A 17422-nucleotide genomic window follows, 5' to 3' on the forward strand; every position below is an offset into this window, starting at 1 on the left:
CGTGCCCCACCCCTACACGCGCATCTCCCTGTCCGGCGAGCGCCGCAACGCGGACCTGCTGCTGCCCTCGGACACCCCCGTCGGGGCGCTGATGCCGCAGATCCTCGACGTGCTCGACGACCGGCCCCGGGAGTCCCTCGGCGCGAAGGTGCTCGTGCGCTCCGACGGGGACACCGTGCCCGCCGTGCAGACCTTCGCGGAGGCCGGGGTGCTCGACGGCGAGCGCCTCGCACTGGTCTCGCAGACCGAGGCCCCGCCGGCCCCGATCATCTACGACCTCAACGACACCGTCTCCGATGCCACCGACGCGGTGCCCGGACGCTGGTCGGACACCTACCGGTTCCTCGTCTGCGGGGTGCTCGCCGCCCTCGGGGCCTGGCTGGCCGTCGTCGGGCTGCTGGACCGCTTCCTGGCCGAGGACGCCTGGACCGGGTGGGCCTGCTTCGGCGTGGCCGCCGTGCTGCTCGTCACCGGCGCGTCCCTGGCCGCCCCGGGACGGATGCGGGCGGTCGCCGGGACCCTGACCGGCACCGGGGCGCTGTTCGCGGCCACCGGGCTCGTGCGCCTGGGACTGGACACCCCATGGCTGGCGGTGGGCCTGGGGGCGCTGACCGCGCTCGTGCTCGGGTTTCTCGGGTTCGTGGTCCGCCGGCCCCTGTCCATGTTCATCGCCGCCGCCGTGACCGGGGGGCTCACCCTGACCTGGGCGGTGGCCCCGGCGGTCGCCGCGTGGGCCATCGGCGGCAGGGATGCGGAGGTGACCGTCGGCGCGGCGGGCATCGCCGGGGTCGTCACGCTGCTGGTGCTGGGCCTGCTGCCGACGATCGCCCTGGGCGCCTCCGGGCTGGCCGGGCTGGACGACGGCCAGGCCGGCGGCCGGCCGGTGCTGCGCACGGACGCCCGGCGGGCCATCGAATCGGCCCACGGCGGGTTGATCGCCAGCGCCGTCGCGTGCGCGGTGTCCCTGGCGCTGGCCGTGTGGCTGGTGGGCACCGACACCCGCGGGCACGCCTTCTCGCTGCCGATGCTGGCGTTCCTGGCCCTGGCCGTCGGGCTGCGGGCGCGGTCCTTCCCGCTGGCGGCCCAGCGCATCCCGCTGTACCTGGCCGCCGCGACCGGGGTGCTGGCCCTGGTCCGGCTGGCCGTCGACTTCCTGCCCGAGGCCGACGCCGTGTTCCTGGTGGTCCTGCTCGGCCTCGCCCTGCTGACCGGTTCCGGTCTCTCGGTGACCCTCCCGGAACACGCGCAGGCCCGGGTGCGCCGCACCGGGGACACCCTCGAGGGCCTGGCCCTGTTCGCCGTCATCCCGCTGCTCATCGGCTACTTCGGGATCTACGCCTCACTGTTGGAGACCTTCTGATGACCCGCCTGAACGATCCCTGGACCGACGCCGGCCCCCTCCCGGACCGCCCCCTCCCCGGTTCCGCAGACGCCCGGTGGTCCACCCCGGTGGACCTGCGGTCCGACGTGGCCCGCGGCCAGGACGACCCGCTGACCGGTTTCGAGCCGGTCGCCGATCGGGCGGCCCGGCAGTACGCCCGCCGGCCAGCCCTGTCCCTGTGGGCCCGCTCGGCCCGCGCGCTGGGCGCCCTGTTCCGGCACGACCCGACCCCGGAGCGGATGGCCGCCCACGCCCGGGTGATCCAGGCCCCGGTCACCACCGGGCGCCGGATCGCGGTGGTGTCCCTGCGCGGCGGCGCCGGCAAGACCACGGTGAGCGCCATGATGGCCCGGACCTTCGCGGCGCTGCGCCCCGAGCCGGTGGCCGCCGTGGACCTGGATCCCGCCCTGGGCTCCCTCGGGCTGCGCCTGGGCAGCACGACCCTGTCCGTGCCCGCCCCCGGCGCGGACCAGCTCGCGGCCGAACTGTCCGCGATGACCTCGGCCACCCTCGAGGAGGTGGGCTCCCGGATGGCGGTGTCCGGGGAGGACCTGTTCCACACCGGGCCCCGGGTGGCCGGCCACCCACTGGGCGACGCGGCGACCACCGCGCTGTTCTCCGGCCTCTCCCGGTACTTCCCCGTCACGGTCCTGGACTGCCCCACCGGGCCGCAGTCCCCGGACGCGGCCGCGGCGCTGGCCCGCAGCCACGCCGCCGTGTTCGTCACGCCGGCCACCCCCGCGGGCATCGACGAGGCCACCGGGTACCTGCGGCACTGGCGGGAGGACCCGTTCCTGTCCTCGGTGCCGGTGGCGGCCGCCGTCGTCGCCACCGACGCGGCCGGGGTCCTGGACCCGCTCGCCCAGGCCGCGGCCCTGAGCCGGGTGGGCGTGCTGTCCGTGGCCCTGCGCCACGACCGGCACCTGGCCACCGGGGTGGGGGTGTCCCTGCCACTGACGCGTCCGGAGAACCGGATGGCCGTGGCCGAGCTGTCCGGCCGTGTCCTGGGCCTGGCGAACGGGGCCGGTCCGGCGCGGGGAGGGCACCGGTGAGCCAGAAGGTCGTCCACCGCCCGGCGCGGACGTCCGCGCCGGCACGCCGGTTCCGGCCGTTCTCGATCGAGGGCCCCCAGCCGGTCGACCCCGCGGCCGCCGAGGCCGGGGGCGGCAGCATCATGACGATCCTGCCGATGCTCGCCGCCGGCGGTTCGATGATGGTGATGATGACGTTCCGGCAGAGCCCGTTCGCCGCCGTGGGCGCCATCGCCATGATGGTCTCGGTGGTGGTGGGCGTGGCCATGTTCATCTCCACACGGGGCAAGGCCACCCGGCAGCGCACCATCCTGCGGGACACCTACACCCGGTACCTGGAGCGCACCCGCGCGAGGCTGCGGGACGAGGAGATCGAGGCGCAGCAGGCCGCCCGGACCGCCAGCCCGCCGCCGGCCGCCCTGTTCGACATCGTCCGGGACCCGGCCCGGCTCTGGGAGCGGCGCCGCTACCACGAGGACTTCCTGCGCTGCCGCATCGGTTCGGGGCACCTGCCCACCCGGGACATCGGCGTGAACCTGCTGGAGACCGCCACGGCCATCCAGGACGAGTTCATGGTGCGCGAGGCCGAGGTGCTCCAGCGCCGCTTCGAGGCCGCCCCGCACATGCCGGTCACCGTGCCGCTGGACTCGGCCGGGAACATCTCCGTGGTGGGCCCGCGCGAGTTCGTCCTGCAGGTGACCCGGTCCCTGCTGACCGGTGCCGCGGCCCTGCAGTCCCCCGAGGACCTGCGGATCGCGGTCATCACGCCCCGTCACCGGCGCCCGGACTGGGACTGGCTCGAACTGCTCCCCCACCTGGACGACACCTCCGCCCAGCACTTCACCGGCGCGGTCAAGCTCATCGCCCCGGACGCGGGCTCGTTGCTGGAACTGCTCGACGCCGACCTGCAGTACCGCTCCAAGGCCGCCGGGGAGAACACCCGGTTCGGCACCGAGCTCACCTCCGGCCCGCCCACCCTGTCCCGGCTCGTGGTGGTGGTGGACGGTTACGGCGCGGACGCCCAGGACCTGGACTTCGGCGACTCCCACTTCAGCCTCCAGGCCCGGGGCATCACCGCCCTGCACCTGTGCGCCGACCGGTTGCAGGAACCCTCCGAGGTCTCCCTGCGCCTCACCGGCCAGGGCCCGCGCCCGGACGGCCGGACCGGTTTCCTGCTGGAGGACCGGACCCGGGACCAGGGCAGCCCCGAGCGCACCGAGGGCGGGCTGGACCCGCTGGACGAGCACACCGCGGCCGGGATCGTCTCCGAGCTGGCGCCCCTGCGGCTCTCCCTGGACTCGCTCGAGCACACCGGGGCGGAGACCGCCGCCTCACGGTCCTTCCTGCAGATGCTGGAGCTGTCCCCGCAGCTGGACCGGGCCGACGTCGAGCGGCTGTGGCAGCCGCGTCCCCACGCGGACTTCCTGCGGGTTCCCCTGGGGCCGGACGAGAAGGGCAAGCCGGTGCTGCTGGACCTGAAGGAGGCCGCTCAACTGGGGATGGGCCCGCACGGGCTCTGCGTGGGCGCCACCGGCTCCGGCAAGTCCGAGATGCTGCGCTCGCTGGTCTTCGGCCTGCTGGCCACCCACTCCCCCGAGGTGCTGGCCATGGTGCTGGTCGACTTCAAGGGCGGGGCCACCTTCGCCCCGTTCGAGGGCGCCCCGCAGGTCACCGGCATCATCACCAACCTCTCGGACGACCTGACCCTGATCGAGCGCGTCTACGCCTCCCTGAACGGGGAGATCCTGCGCCGGCAGGAGGTGCTGAGGTCCGCGGGGAACATCGCCAACATCACCGACTACCAGATCCACCGCGAGGAGCAACTGGCCTCGGGCCGGCAGGACAGGCCGCTGCCGCCGCTGCCCCACCTGGTCGTCATCATCGACGAGTTCGGCGAACTGCTCACGGCCCGCCCGGACTTCATCGACCTGTTCCTGTCCATCGGGCGCATCGGCCGGTCGATCGGCGTACACCTGCTGCTGAGCTCCCAGCGCATCGAGGCCGGCAAGCTGCGCGGTCTGGAGACCTACCTGTCCTACCGGATCGGGTTGCGCACCCTCTCGGAGTCCGAGTCCCGCACGGTGCTGGACACCCCGGACGCCTTCCACCTGCCCCCGCTGCCCGGGTACGGCTACCTCAAGGTGGACACCACCGTGTACTCGCGGTTCAAGGCCGGCTATGTCTCCGGCCCGATGGAGGACGAGGTGTTCGAGGACGAGGCCGAGGTCCCCGACCCGGCGGACGAGGTCCCGCCCGTGCTGCGGGCCACGGACTACGCCCTCGTGCTCGAGGAGGCCCGCACCGCCGCGGGGACCGGCGGGGCCGCCCCGGCGGGGTCCGTGACGCAGGACGGCCCGGCCCGCCGCACCACCGGACCCACGGTGATGTCCACCATGATGGACACCCTGCGCACCTTCCCCCGTTCGGTGCAGCCGATCTGGCTGCCGCCGCTGCCGCCGGCCATCACCCTGGACCAGGCGGTGGGCGAGCCGAGGAACACCGGCGACGGACTGCGGCTGCCCGCCGGCGGCGACCTCACCGTGCCCATCGGCCTGCTCGACGACCCCGCCCGCCAGTGGCAGGGATTGTGGGAGATCGACTTCACCGCCGGCTCCGGCAACCTGCTGGTCCACGGCGGCCCGCAGTCCGGCAAGTCGACCACGCTGCGCACCCTGGTCGGCGCGCTGGCGCTGACCCACTCCCCGCACCAGGTCGGCATCTACTGCGTCGACCTGCTCGGGGCCGGGATGCTGCCCCTGCAGCAGCTGCCGCACGTGGGCGGGGTGGCCATCCGCACCAACCGGGAGGTCATCACCCGCACGGTGGACGAGGTGGCGGGCATGCTCGCCCACCGCGAGCGCATCTTCGAGCAGTACGCCATCGACTCCCTGCCGACCATGCGCAGGATGCACGCCGAGGGCCGCCTGCCCGAGCTGCCCAGCGCGGACATCTTCCTGGTGGTCGACGGCCACGGCCAGTTCGCCGAGGAGTTCGAGGAGCTCGTGCCCAAGGTCACCGCGATCATGACCCGCGGCGGCGGCTACGGCATCCACGTGGTCACCACGGTGAGCCGGAACAACGAGGTCCGCTCCACCCACCAGTCCTTCTTCACGCACCGGCTGGAACTGCGCCTGACCGATGCCGGCGAGTCCACGATCGACCGCAGGCTGGCGGACAACGTCAATCCGGAGGCCCCCGGGCGCGCCCTGACCCCGGCCGGGCTGCAGGCCCACGTGGCCCTGCCGCGGATCGACGGCCGGGCCGAACCCGGTTCCGTCACCGACGGGCTCAGGGAGCTGGTCGGCCAGGTCGGGTCCTTCACCACCGGTTCGGCCATGAAGGTCCGGGTGCTGCCGGGCGTCGTCGAGGCCGCAACCTGCCCCACGCCCGAACGGCAGGGCCTGCTCCCGCTGGGGCTGCGCGAACTGGACCTAGGCACCGAGTGCCTCGACCTGGAGCACAAGGACCGCAACCTCATCGTCATGGGCGACGAGGAGACGGGCAAGACGAACCTGCTGCGCAACGTCATCCGCCGCTTCACCGCCACCCACACCGACGAGGAGCTGTTCTTCGTGGTCTGGGACCCGCGGCGGGTGCTCGGTGACGAGGTCCCGGAGGACTACCTGGGCGGTTACGCCACCAACGCGGCCGTGGGCGCCCAGCTGACCAACGCCGTGCTGCAGGAGATCAAGAAGCGCCAGGACCCCGGCCAGGACCAGTCGGTCCCCCAGCGCCGCGCCCGGATGGTCGCCCTGATCGACGACTACGACATCCTCACCGTCGGCGGGGGCCAGTCCCCGCTGGCGCCGCTGGTCCCGTTCATCCCGATGGCCGCCGAGCTGAGGATGAACTACGTGCTGACCCGGCGCGTGCGCGGGTCCTCCCGCGGCATGTACGAGACCTTCTTCTCCACCCTGCGGGACAACGGGACCTCCGCGCTGATCCTGTCCGGGGACAAGGGCGAGGGCAGCCTCATCAACGGCGTCAAGGCGCGCAGGCTGCCCCCGGGGCGCGGCCAGCTGCTCGTCACGGGCAAGCCCGTCATGACGGTCCAGACCTTCTACGACGGCGCCTCGCAGTGACCACGGCCCAGCGTCCCGTCACCCCGGGCGGGCTGGCCTACGGGGCGGGGGCCTACCTGTTCTGGGGCGGGCTGCCGCTGTACGTGGCCGCCACGGCCCCGGCGACCGCGCTGGAAGTGGTCCTGGTCCGCATCGGCTTCACCCTGGTCACCTGCGCCGTGCTGCTGTTCGCCCTGCGTCGCTGGCACGAGGTCGGCCGGCTCCTGGGCAGCCCGGGCCGCCTGGGAGCCACCACCCTCGCCTCGGTGCTCATCGGCGCGAACTGGGCCATCTACACCTACGCGGTGGTCTCCGGGCAGACCCTGGAGGCGGCGATGGGCTACTTCATCCTGCCTCTCGTGTCCGTCCTGGCTGGCGTGGTGATGTTCGGCGAACGGTTGCGCCCGGCCCAGTGGGTGTCTGTGGGCCTGTCCGTGGCCGCGGTAGCGGTCATGGTGGTCGGTCACGGGTCCTTCCCCTGGCTCGCGGTGGGCCTGGCCCTGAGCTTCGGGGGCTACGGGATCGCCAAGAACCGGCTCGGGGTCTCCGTGAACCCGGTGTCCTCGCTCGCCGCCGAGACCGTGGTCCTGGTCCCCGTGATGGCGGCCGGTGTCTGGTGGCTGTCCGCATCGGGCCGGCTCACCCTGCTCTCCGAAGGTGCCGGTCATTTCTGGATCCTGGCCGCCTCCGGACTGGTCACGGCCATCCCGCTGATCCTCTTCGGTGCCGCCGCCGGGCGCCTGCCGCTGTCCGTGATGGGCATGCTGCAATACCTGACCCCGGTGATCCAGTTCCTCGTGGCGCTGCTGGTCTTCGGTGAGGAGATGACCGCCGGCCGGTGGGCCGGGTTCATCCTCGTCTGGTGTGCCCTGCTGGTGCTCAGCTGGGACTCGCTGCGGGCCGCACGGCGGCAGCCGCGGGGGTGATCCCGGGCCCGGGCAGCCCGGGCGGGGATCACCCCGCGGCGTCGCGGACGACCGCCTCGAGCACGTCCATCGCCTCGAGCAGCAGGTCCTCGCCGATCACCAGCGGCGGCAGCAGCCGGATGACGTTGCCGTAGGTCCCGGCGCTGAGGATCACCACGCCCTGGGACCGGCAGCCGGCGATGATCCCCTGCACGATCTCCGCGTCCGGCTCACGGGTGCCGGGCCGCACGAACTCCATGGCGAGCATGGCGCCGCGGCCGCGGACGTCCCCGATCACGCCCGTCTGGGCGGCCAGGGCCTCCAGGCGGGGACGGACGATCTCCTCGATCCGCCGGGCCCGGCCGCTCAGGTCCTCCTGGCGCATGGTGGCGATCGCGCCGAGGGCGGCCGCGCAGGCCACCGGGTTGCCGCCGTAGGTGCCGCCCAGGCCACCGCCGTGGACGGCGTCGAGCAGTTCGGCCCGGCCCATCACGCCGGCCAGCGGCAGGCCTCCGGCCATGCCCTTGGCCACGGTGATGAGGTCCGGGACGATCCCCTCGTGCTCCGCGGCGAACCACGCCCCGGTACGGCAGAACCCCGTCTGCACCTCGTCGGCGATGAACACGATGCCCTGCTCGCGGGCGTACTCGGCCAGTCGCGGCAGGAAGCCGGGCGCCGGGACGATGAACCCGCCCTCACCCTGGACCGGTTCGATAACGATCGCCGCGACGTTCCGGCCGCCGAGCTGGCTCTGCATCATCCGGATCGCGCGCTCCGCGGCCTCGTGGCCGGTGATCTGCGGGTTCTCCTCGCGGAACGGATAGCTCATCGGGGCCCGGTAGACCTCCGGGGCGAAGGGGCCGAACGTGGTCCCGTCCCCGCCCTTGTAGGGCGCGTTCTTGGCGGTGAGGGCCATCGTGAGGCTGGTCCGGCCGTGGTAGCCGTGGTCGAAGGCCACGACGGCGGAGCGGCCGGTGGCGATGCGGGCGATCTTGACGGCGTTCTCCACGGCCTCCGCACCCGAGTTGAACAGCACGGCCTTCTGGGCGTGGTCCCCCGGGCTCACCTCGACCAGGGCCTCGCAGACGGCCACGTACCCCTCGTAGGGCGCGACCATGAAGCAGGTGTGGGTGAAGTGCCCGACCTGCTCCCGCACGCCCTCGACCACGGCGGGGGCCGAGGCGCCGACGCTCGTCACGGCGATGCCGGACCCGAGGTCGATGAACGCGTTGCCGTCCACGTCCACCAGGATCCCGCCGTCGGCGTCCTGGACGTAGAACGGCTGCCCGGAGGACACCCCGGCGGCCACCACCCGCTCGCGCCGGGCGGCCAGGGCCGCGGAGCGCGGGCCCGGCAGGTCGGTGGTCAGGGTGCGATGCTGGTCCAGGCGGTACTCGATGGTCATGACGACGAGCGTAGTGGCGCCGCCCACGGCAGAGATAGGGCGGGGCTCCACGGCACCCCGGTCCGCGGAGCGCACCCGGCGGGGCGCCGGCCGGCGCGGGGCCGGGGCCGGCCGGTCGGGGCCGGAGCCTAGACTGAGGACCATGTCTGCCGAACCCCTCTTCCTCGCCCGCTTCAAGGACCTCGTCCCCGCCCACCTGGACGCCCCGTGGTCACCCGAGGACGGCCTGGAGGCCGGTGAACTGGACGCCCTGCTGTCCGCCTCGCCCGCCGCGCAGGCCGCGCGGGCCGCCGGCGGCACCTTCCGCGTCCCGCTGGCGCTCTACGAGTTCCACCAGGCCCTGGGCAACTGCCCGGACCTGTTGGAGACCGGGCACTTCTTCTGGGACGCCGACGAATTGGACGTCCGGGACGGGTACCTGATGTTCCTGGAGGATGCCGAGGAGAGCACCGTCTGGGGGCTGCCGGTCGCGGACGTCTCCCTGCCGGACCCGCTGGTCTGGCGCCGCACCACCGGGGCGGACGAGGAGCACGGCGAGTGGAGTTGCGAGGGCGGCACCTTCAGCGAGTTCACCCTGGACCTGCTGGAGTGGACCTTCGAGGAGGAGGGCGAGGACGCGTGATCCCGTCCCACGCCCCCGAAGGGTATGTCTGCCCGTTCTGCGGCCTGGTCGACGGCGACGTGTCCGACCCGGACAACCGCTGCGAGCTCGAGGACCTCGTCTACCAGGACGAGGACGTGATCGTGTTCATCGCGGTGGACGGCTTCGGGCCGTACGAGGGGCACGCGATGATCTCCCCGGCCCGGCACTACGAGACGCTCTACGAGCTCCCGGACCACGTGCTGCAGAGGATCGCGCTGATGGCCCGTCACGTGGCCCTGGCCATGAAGCGGGCTTGGGGGCCGGAGGGCATCTCCACCCGCCAGCACAACGAACCGGCCGGGAACCAGCACGTGTGGCACTACCACCTGCACGTGTTCCCGCGCTGGAGTGACGACATGCTCTACCGCCAGATGCGGCACGCCGTCGAGCCGGAGGTCCGGGCCCTGAAGGCCCGGGAGCTCGCCATCACCCTGGAGGACGTGCTGGCTCAGGCGTCGCGGCGCACCACGTAGTCGGCGAAGGCCTCGAGGGCGTCCTTCACGGGCGAGTCCGGCAGGGGGGCCAGGGCGGCACGGGCGTCGTCGGCCCAGCCGCGGGTGATCTCCCACGCGGACTCGATCACCGGGTGCGCGGCCACGGCAGCCACGGCGGTGGCCAGCTGCTCGTCCGTGTCCAGCGGCCCGTCCACCAGCTCCAGCGCGGACCGGGCCGCGGCGTCCCCGCGGGCGGCCTCCTGGCGCAGCAGCAGCACCGGCAGGGTGGGCACCCGCTCCTTGAGGTCGGTGCCGGGGACCTTGCCCGAGGTGGCCGAGGCGCTGGTCAGGTCGATCACGTCGTCGGCCAGCTGGAACGCCATGCCGACCTTCTCGCCGTAGTCCTCCAGCGTGTCCACGGTGGCCTCGTCGGCGCCGCCGAAGAAGGCGCCCAGGCGGCCGGCCGCGGCGATGAGCGACCCGGTCTTGCCGGAGATCACGCGCAGGTAGTGCTCCAGGGGGTCCTGGTCCTGTTGCGGGCCCACGGTCTCCCACAACTGGCCCATCACGAGCCGCTCGAAGGTGCGGGCCTGGATGGCCACGGCCTCGGGCCCGAGCGAGGCCATCAGCTGCGAGGCCCGGGCGAAGATCAGGTCCCCGGCCAGGATGGCCACGGAGTTGCCCCACAGCTCGTGGGCGGCCGGTGCCCCGCGGCGCACGGGCGCCTCGTCCATGACGTCGTCGTGGTACAGGGTGGCCAGGTGCGTCAGTTCCATCACGACGGCGGCCGAGCGGACCGCCGCGGACACCTCGCCGACCTGCCCGGTGCCGACGCCGGGGTCGCCCAGCAGGGAGGACAGCACGGTCAGCAGGGGACGGACGCGCTTGCCGCCGGCCTCCAGCAGGTGGCGGCTGGTCAGGTCGGCCAGCTGGTCGGCGTTCGCCACGGCCTCGGCGAGCTCCTGCTCGACCCGGTCCAGGGCGGTCGCCACCGTGGCCAGCAGCTCGCCGTTCTCGGCCAGGCGCTCGAAGCCGGGCGGCAGCGCGAGGCTGCCCACGGAGACGTCGGGTTCAGGAGAGGTCACCGGGACAGCCTATCCAACCTTCACCTCGCGGGAGGCATCGGGCCCCAGCGTGGTGGCCGCCGGGACCGCGGACTCCAGCAGCCGCACCAGCCGGTCCACCGGCGCGGTGCCGTCCGCGTCCACCAGGTTCGCCATCACCTGCACCACCCGGCGCAGCATCGCCGGTGTCCGCATGCCGGTGGCCAGGGCGGCCCTGAGCACGGCGGGGTGGCCGATGAGCCGGGCGAACGAGGACCCCAGGGCGAAGTGCCCGCCCCACGTCTCGTGGGTGAGCAGCGGGTACCGGGCGAGCTCGGCCTCGCGGCCGGCCGGCGTGGCGCGCCGCAGGGCGCTCACGGTGACGTCCGCGGCCAGCCGCGCGGCCTCCATGGCGAAGGAGATGCCCTCCCCGTTGAAGGGGGAGACCATGCCGGCCGAGTCCCCCACCAGCAGCATCCCGGGCACGTGCTGCGGGGTGCGGTTGAAGCCCATCGGCAGGGCCGCGCCCAGGATCCTCGACTCCCGGGTCTGCTCGCTCAGCCCCCAGGTCTCGGTCAGGGCCCCGCTCCAGTCCTTGAGGATGGCGCGGTAGTCGAGCTTGCCGAACTGCGGGGAGGTGTCCAGGATGCCGAGCCCCACGTTGACGGTGCCGTCCCCCAGGGGGAACAGCCAGCCGTAGCCGGGCAGCAGGTTGCCGTCCGCGTCCGGGAGCTGCAGCCAGGACTCCATCCACTCGTCGTCGTGGCGCGGGGAGGAGTAGTAGGCGCGCACGGCCACGCCCATGGGCCGGTCGTCGCGCTTGGACAGCCCGGCCGATACGGCGGTGCGGGTCGAGTTGCCGTCCGCGGCGATCACCACGTCGGCGTGGAAGTCACGGGACTCGCCGGTCTTCCGGCCCCGGCCGTCCAGCAGCTCGGCGCGCAGCCCGGTCACGGTGCCGGCCCCGTCCCGCAGCACCGAGCTCACCGAGTGGCGCTCCAGGATGGTGGCGCCGGCGGCGCGGGCGTGGGCGGCGAGGAGTTCGTCGAAGTCGTTGCGGGTGCGCACCAGGGCGTAGTCCGGCCAGGTGTCCGTCTGGGGCCAGGGCACCTCCACGGCGCGGCCCCCGGCCACCAGCCGCAGGCCCCGGATGCGCTGCCAGCCGTCCTCGGGGGCGTGGGCGAGGCCCATCAGGTTCATCTCGCGCACCGCCTGCGGCGTCAGCCCGTCCCCGCAGACCTTCTCCCGCGGGTAGGCGGTCTTCTCCAGGACGATGACCTCGACGCCGGCGCTCGCCAGGTGCCAGGCCGCCGTCGCCCCGGCCGGGCCACCCCCGGCGATCAGTACCCGGGTTCTCGTTGCAGGTTCCACCCGGCCATTCTCCCAGACCGGCCGGACCCTGCCGGGCCGGTAGGCTTGACGGGTCATGAACACCCCCGGTATTGGGGCGCCCCCACCGCGACTGGCGTCCGTCACCTCCGCCCGCCCCGTCCCCGGGGGCGCGGCCCTGGCGGACCTGCTGGTCTCCGGCGACGAGTGCGCCTGGATCCGCTTCGGTGAGGGGATGGTCGGGCTCGGCACCGCCGCCCGGTTCACCACCACCGGGCCCGGCCGCTTCGACGCCGCCCGGCGCTGGTGGATGGCCGCCACGGCCGCGGAGGCCGCGGACACGTCCCGGACCACCCTGCCCGACGCCGGCCTGCCCCGCCGCGCCCCCCTCGCCTTCGCCGCGTTCGCCTTCGCCGACGACAGCCCCGTCGACTCGGTCCTCGTGGTCCCCGAGTTCGTCGTCGGGTCCACGGGAGGCCGGACCTGGCTGTCCTGGCAGGTGGACCTCGACTCCCCCGAGTACGCGGCGCGTGCGGCCGCCGGCTGGCGCCCCGGCGTCCGGGAGGCCGAGGAGCGGCTGACCGCCCTCCTCGCGGCCCCGGCCCGCCCCCGGCCGGCCGCCGCCGCCCTCGAGCTCACCGAGGGCGTCATCTCCGCGGACGGGTACCGCGAGGCCGTCGCCCGCGGGGTGCGGGAGATCGAGGCGGGGACCCTGACGAAGCTCGTCCTGGCCCGGGACGCCGTGGTCACCGGTGCCGTCGACGTCCCGCAGGTGCTGCGCACCCTGACGGAGCAGTACCGGGACTGCTGGACCTACTCGGTGGGCGGGCTCATCGGGTCCACGCCGGAGATGCTCGTCAAGGTGGACGGCGACACGGCCCGGGCCCGCGTGCTGGCCGGCACCCTGGACCGAGACGGCGCGCCGTCCGGCGCGGACGGCGCCGACCACGCCCGCCGGCACCTCGTCGAGGACCGCAAGCAGCGTCACGAGCACCGCCTGGCCGTCGACTCCCTGACGGAGCGTCTGCGGCCCTTCACCACGGCACTCGAGGCCCCCGAGGAGCCGTTCGTCCTGGAACTGCCCAACGTGTGGCACCTCGCCACGGACGTCACGGCCCGGCTGGTGGGCGCCGACGGCGCACGGCGCACCGGGCCCGGTGCCCTGGCGCTGACCGAGGTGCTGCACCCCACCGCGGCCGTGTGCGGAACCCCGCGGGACACCGCAGCCGCGCTCATCCACCGGCTCGAGGCCGAGGAGCACGGCCTGGACCGGGGCCTCTACGCCGGTCCCGTGGGCTGGCTGGACGGCAACGGCAACGGCGAGTTCGGCATCGCGCTGCGGGGGGCGGTCGTCGAGGACGAGCACACGGTGCGCCTCTACGCCGGTTGCGGGATCGTGGCCGCCTCGGACCCGGCGGCCGAGCTGGCCGAGACCGGTGCGAAGATGCGGCCCATGCTCCAGGCCCTGGGCCTGCGCGCCGGGGCCGTCCCGTCCGAGCTCAGTCCGCCAGCCGGCCCGGGGCGTGCTCGAAGATGACCGACGTGTTCGTGGCCGCCACCTCCTCGCGCACGCTCAGGGTCTCGGACACCAGCGTGCGCAGGGCGGCGGCGTCCTGCACCGCCACGTGCAGCAGGAAGTCCCGGTCCCCCGAGACGAAGTACACACGCTGCGTGGCCGGCAACCGCTCCAGGTAGTCCTGGAACCGCTTGAGCCCGGCCCGGGCGTGGGAGTGCAGGCGGATCGAGATCAGCGCCTCGAGCCCCAGGCCCAGCACCACCGGGTCCACGGTGGCGTGGAAGCCCGAGATGGCGCCGGAGGCCACGAGTGCCCGGACCCGCTTGTGGCAGGTCGACTCCGCGATCCCCACCCGCGTGGCCAGCTCACTGAAGGGCATCCGGCCGCTGCGCTGCAGGACCCGCAGCAGGGCCAGGTCGATCTCGTCGGGCACGGTGGAATCCTTCGATTTCTGAGCGGAACGCGAGGATTCCGCCGTTGTCACCCCCAGACTAGGTGAGATCTGTCACGCTGGTCAGCATGAACACTGCACTCGTCATCGGCGCTGGAATCGTGGGCCTCAGCACGGCCTGGCATCTGCAGGAACGGGGCGTGGACGTCACGGTCCTGGACCGGGAGGGCGTGGCCGCCGGGTCCTCGTGGGGCAACGCCGGCTGGCTCTCCCCCGGCAAGACCATCCCCCTCGCCGAGCCCGGGCTGTGGACCTACGGCCCCACCGCGCTGCTGGACCCGGACGCCGCCCTGCACGTCCCGGCCCGCTGGGACCCGGCGACATGGTCCTTCTTCGCCCGGTTCATGGCCCACGCCAGCCACCGGACCTGGGACCGGACCATGGCGGCCCTGACCCCGATCGACCGGATGGCCCTGGAGGCCTTCGACGAGCTGACCGGTTCGGGGGTGGACTCGTGGACGCGCGAGGGACCGTTCATCGTCGGGTTCACCGAGGAGCGCCACGCCACCGGCTTCCTGCGCGAGGTGGAGGGCGTCGTCCGGCACGGGCAGGACGTGCCGCTCGAGCGGGTGGAGCACCCCCGCGAGCTGGCCCCCCAGCTCTCCGACGCGGTCGGCGTGGTCTACCGCCTGGACGGCCAGCGGTTCATCGAGCCCGGTCCCTTCGTCCAGGCCCTGGCCGACTCCGTGGTGGCCCGGGGCGGGACCCTGCGCACCGACGCCGAGGTCACCTCGATCACGACCGGCGGGGCCCATCCGGGTGTCGTGCTCTCCACGGGCGAGGCGCTGGGCGCGGACGCGGTGGTCGTGGCCACCGGCGCCTGGCTGCCGAGGCTGGTGCGTGGCCTCGGCGTGAAGGTGCGCGTCCAGGCCGGCCGCGGCTACTCGTTCACGGTGGCCACCGAGCAGCCGGCGCGGCACTCGGTGTACCTGCCGTTCCAGCGCATCGCCTGCACCCCGTACCAGGGGCGGTTCCGGATCGCCGGCACCATGGAGTTCCGCGGGCCCGACGAGCCGCTGCAGCCCCGCCGGATCCAGGCGATCGTCAACCAGGCCCGGAACCTGATGACCGGGGTGGACCTGGACCACCGCCAGGACGAGTGGGTCGGCTCACGCCCGGTGACCCCGGACGGGCTGCCGATCGTGGGCGCCACCCGCGCCCCCGGCGTGTTCGTGGCCGGCGGTCACGGCATGTGGGGCGTCGTGCTGGGCCCGGCCACCGGCAGGCTGCTCGCCGAGCAGATGCTCACCGGCCGGACCGACCCGGCGATCGCCCCGTTCGATCCGCTGCGCTAGAAGCTGTCCCGCACCGCCTGCTCCACGAGCCGGCGCACCTCCGGCCGGGCGGCCCGGTCCGACCGCAGCTCCAGCACGCGGCGCCCCCGGACCGGGTTGCCCAGGCCGAGGGCGGCGATCAGGTCCCGCTCGCTGGTGACCGGCGCCCACTCCACGCCGTAGGCCGCGCACAGCGCCCGCACGTCCACCGCGTGGGGCGTGCCGAAGAACCGTTCCACCACCGGGCCCATGCCCGGGCGCCCGGCCACCTCCCCGTGCTCCAGGCCGGCGAAGATCGCCCCGCCGCGGTCGTTGACCACCACGATGTCCAGGTCCGGTTCGGCCTCCCCGGGGCCGACCAGCAGCCCGCCCGCATCGTGCAGCAGCGTCAGGTCCCCGCACAGCAGCACGGTGCGCCGGCCGGTGGCCAGGGCGATGCCGCTGGCGGTGGAGACCGTGCCGTCGATCCCGGACAGCCCGCGGTTGGCGTAGACCACCGAGGCCGGGGCCGTGGGTGGTCGCCAGGACAGGTTCACGTCCCGGATCACGGACGAGGACCCCAGCACCAGGGGGCCCGCCACCGTGGTGGCCACCAGCTGGCCGGTGCGCAGCGCTCCCGGGTGGCCGACGTCGTCGTGCCGGGTGGCCAGCGCGTCGTCCAGGGCGGACTGGGCGCGGTGGCCGGCCCGCTGCCAGTCCGTCAGCCAGCCGGTGGGCCCGCGGCCGGCCACGACGGCGAGCTCCTCGAGGTCCTCCACCGGGCGCTCGCGCCGGCTGCCCGGGACGAACCAGGCCACCGGCTCGGGCTGGTGGAACGCCGTGTGCAGGTCCTCCCGGCCCAGCAGGGCGGTGACCTGGCGGGTCAGGGTGGGCCGGCCGAACAGGATGACCTGCTCGATGCGCCCGGCCAGCGGGTGCGAGTCCTCCCCCAGCCCCCCGGCGGATCCGATCAGCAGCGGGTAGGCGCCGATCGCGTTGGGGCCGAACCGCGCGTTGGACCCCGGCTCGGCGAACAGCGGCAGCCCGAGCGCCGAGGCGAACGCGGCGGGCAGCGGTCCGGAACCGTGCCCGGCCACCACCACGGTGCGGGCCTCGTGCAGTCGCGAGACCTCCAGGTCCAGCTGCTCGCTCAGGTCCACGGGGCTGATGACCAGGTCCCCGTCCGGTCCGGTGAGCAGTTCCTCGCCGGCGCCGGCGTCCCAGCCTGGCTCGGGAACGTCCGAGGCGTCCGGCACCAGCGGGTCCCGGAAGCGCAGGTTCAGGTGCACGGGCCCCGGGGCGGACTCGCGGACGGCCACCCCGGGGACCCCGCCGAAGCCCTCGACGTCCTCGGTGTCGAAGCCGTTGGCCGCCAGCAGCGCGCGCGAGACCGTGCTGGCCAGGTGCTCGCGGTGCTCCCGCAGCGCGGCGGCCACCGGGTCCGCGTCCGGACCGGAGACCCGGGCGGCCTCCGCGGCCAGCCAGGCGGGGATCTCGTCGGACCCCTCGGGCACCGGAACGTCCCCGGACAGCGTCTGGGAGAAACGCACGTGCAGGGGGAAGATCCCGTCCTGGGCGGTGGTCTGGTTGGCCCCGGTGCCCTGCAGCTCCATCGGACGGTCGGCGGTCAGCGCGATGAGCTGCACGCCCGCGTGGTCGGCCTCCATCAGGGCCGGCAGCAGGTTGCCCACCGCGGTACCGGACGTGGTCACGACGCCGACCGGCCGGCCCGAGGCCAGCGACAGGCCCAGCGCGGTGAAGGCGGCCACGCGTTCGTCGATGCGCACGTGCAGGCGCACCCGCCCGGCCTTCTCGGCCTCGGCCAGGGCGTAGACCAGGGGGGCGGAGCGGGAACCGGGCGCGATGACGGCCTCGCGCAGTCCGCCCTCGAGCAGGGCGTCGGTGACGGTGCGGGCAACCTGCAGGGAATCCAGGGCGGGCGTGGGGTCCGGGGAGTGCTCCATGGGCAC

Annotated in this window: 13 protein-coding genes; 8 read left to right on the plus strand and 5 right to left on the minus strand. The window is 74.0% G+C overall.

Annotated elements, in window-relative coordinates:
- The first annotated feature begins 1 nt into the window (after position 1).
- From eccD to rarD, 4 genes are read left to right on the plus strand one after another with little or no spacing between them, the layout of a single operon-like run.
- Positions 2-1360 carry a type VII secretion integral membrane protein EccD gene (gene eccD, locus GGQ69_RS10140; protein WP_183527667.1) on the plus strand — a complete coding sequence of 453 codons (1359 nt, stop codon included), beginning with the start codon at positions 2-4 and terminating at the stop codon, positions 1358-1360.
- The gene (locus GGQ69_RS10145) at positions 1360-2433 is read left to right on the plus strand and encodes a hypothetical protein (RefSeq protein WP_183527669.1); all 1074 of its coding nucleotides are present in this window, start codon (positions 1360-1362) and stop codon (positions 2431-2433) included. The genes eccD and GGQ69_RS10145 overlap by 1 nt, the downstream gene beginning before the upstream one ends.
- Positions 2430-6494: a type VII secretion protein EccCa gene (eccCa, locus tag GGQ69_RS10150; RefSeq protein ID WP_183527679.1), complete on the plus strand. Its 4065-nt coding sequence runs from the start codon at positions 2430-2432 to the stop codon at positions 6492-6494. The genes GGQ69_RS10145 and eccCa overlap by 4 nt, the downstream gene beginning before the upstream one ends.
- Positions 6491-7399, plus strand: coding sequence for an EamA family transporter RarD (gene rarD / locus GGQ69_RS10155; RefSeq protein WP_183527681.1), 909 nt, complete (start codon positions 6491-6493; stop codon positions 7397-7399). The genes eccCa and rarD overlap by 4 nt, the downstream gene beginning before the upstream one ends.
- Positions 7400-7427: 28 nt before the next feature.
- Here the strand turns inward: rarD and gabT are convergent, their stop codons facing one another.
- A complete protein-coding gene (gene gabT / locus GGQ69_RS10160) occupies positions 7428-8783 on the minus strand; it encodes a 4-aminobutyrate--2-oxoglutarate transaminase (RefSeq protein ID WP_183527683.1) in 1356 nt (451 codons plus the stop codon).
- Between the two features lie 142 nt (positions 8784-8925).
- On the opposite strand from gabT, the gene GGQ69_RS10165 reads away from it, so the two are divergent.
- Together GGQ69_RS10165 and GGQ69_RS10170 are read left to right on the plus strand one after the other, a co-directional pair.
- Positions 8926-9405 carry a hypothetical protein gene (locus tag GGQ69_RS10165; protein WP_183527685.1) on the plus strand — a complete coding sequence of 160 codons (480 nt, stop codon included), beginning with the start codon at positions 8926-8928 and terminating at the stop codon, positions 9403-9405.
- On the plus strand, positions 9402-9899 hold the full coding sequence (locus GGQ69_RS10170; protein WP_183527687.1) for an HIT family protein: 498 nt from the start codon (positions 9402-9404) through the stop codon (positions 9897-9899). The genes GGQ69_RS10165 and GGQ69_RS10170 overlap by 4 nt, the downstream gene beginning before the upstream one ends.
- Here the strand turns inward: GGQ69_RS10170 and GGQ69_RS10175 are convergent.
- On the minus strand, positions 9875-10945 hold the full coding sequence (locus GGQ69_RS10175; protein ID WP_183527689.1) for a polyprenyl synthetase family protein: 1071 nt from the start codon (positions 10943-10945) through the stop codon (positions 9875-9877). The genes GGQ69_RS10170 and GGQ69_RS10175 overlap by 25 nt on opposite strands.
- A gap of 9 nt (positions 10946-10954) precedes the next feature.
- Entirely contained in the window at positions 10955-12274 is a 1320-nt protein-coding gene (locus GGQ69_RS10180; RefSeq protein WP_183527691.1) for a geranylgeranyl reductase family protein, read from the minus strand.
- Positions 12275-12329: 55 nt separating this feature from the next.
- Here GGQ69_RS10180 and GGQ69_RS10185 point away from each other — a divergent pair, with 55 nt between their 5' ends.
- Positions 12330-13769 (plus strand): isochorismate synthase MenF, encoded by a 1440-nt coding sequence (locus tag GGQ69_RS10185; RefSeq protein WP_183527693.1) that lies wholly within the window; start codon positions 12330-12332, stop codon positions 13767-13769.
- On the opposite strand, the gene GGQ69_RS10190 is transcribed toward GGQ69_RS10185, so the two are convergent.
- On the minus strand, positions 13732-14181 hold the full coding sequence (locus GGQ69_RS10190; protein WP_183527695.1) for an Lrp/AsnC family transcriptional regulator: 450 nt from the start codon (positions 14179-14181) through the stop codon (positions 13732-13734). The two genes, GGQ69_RS10185 and GGQ69_RS10190, sit on opposite strands and share 38 nt — an antisense overlap.
- A gap of 86 nt (positions 14182-14267) precedes the next feature.
- Here GGQ69_RS10190 and GGQ69_RS10195 point away from each other — a divergent pair, with 86 nt between their 5' ends.
- Positions 14268-15494: an FAD-binding oxidoreductase gene (locus tag GGQ69_RS10195; RefSeq protein ID WP_183527697.1), complete on the plus strand. Its 1227-nt coding sequence runs from the start codon at positions 14268-14270 to the stop codon at positions 15492-15494.
- Here GGQ69_RS10195 and menD read toward each other — a convergent pair.
- Positions 15491-17416 carry a 2-succinyl-5-enolpyruvyl-6-hydroxy-3-cyclohexene-1-carboxylate synthase gene (menD, locus tag GGQ69_RS10200; protein WP_183527699.1) on the minus strand — a complete coding sequence of 642 codons (1926 nt, stop codon included), beginning with the start codon at positions 17414-17416 and terminating at the stop codon, positions 15491-15493. The two genes, GGQ69_RS10195 and menD, sit on opposite strands and share 4 nt — an antisense overlap.
- Positions 17417-17422: the final 6 nt, after the last annotated feature.

The sequence above is a fragment of the Micrococcus sp. TA1 genome, assembly GCF_014199555.1.
Lineage (GTDB): Bacteria > Actinomycetota > Actinomycetes > Actinomycetales > Micrococcaceae > Citricoccus.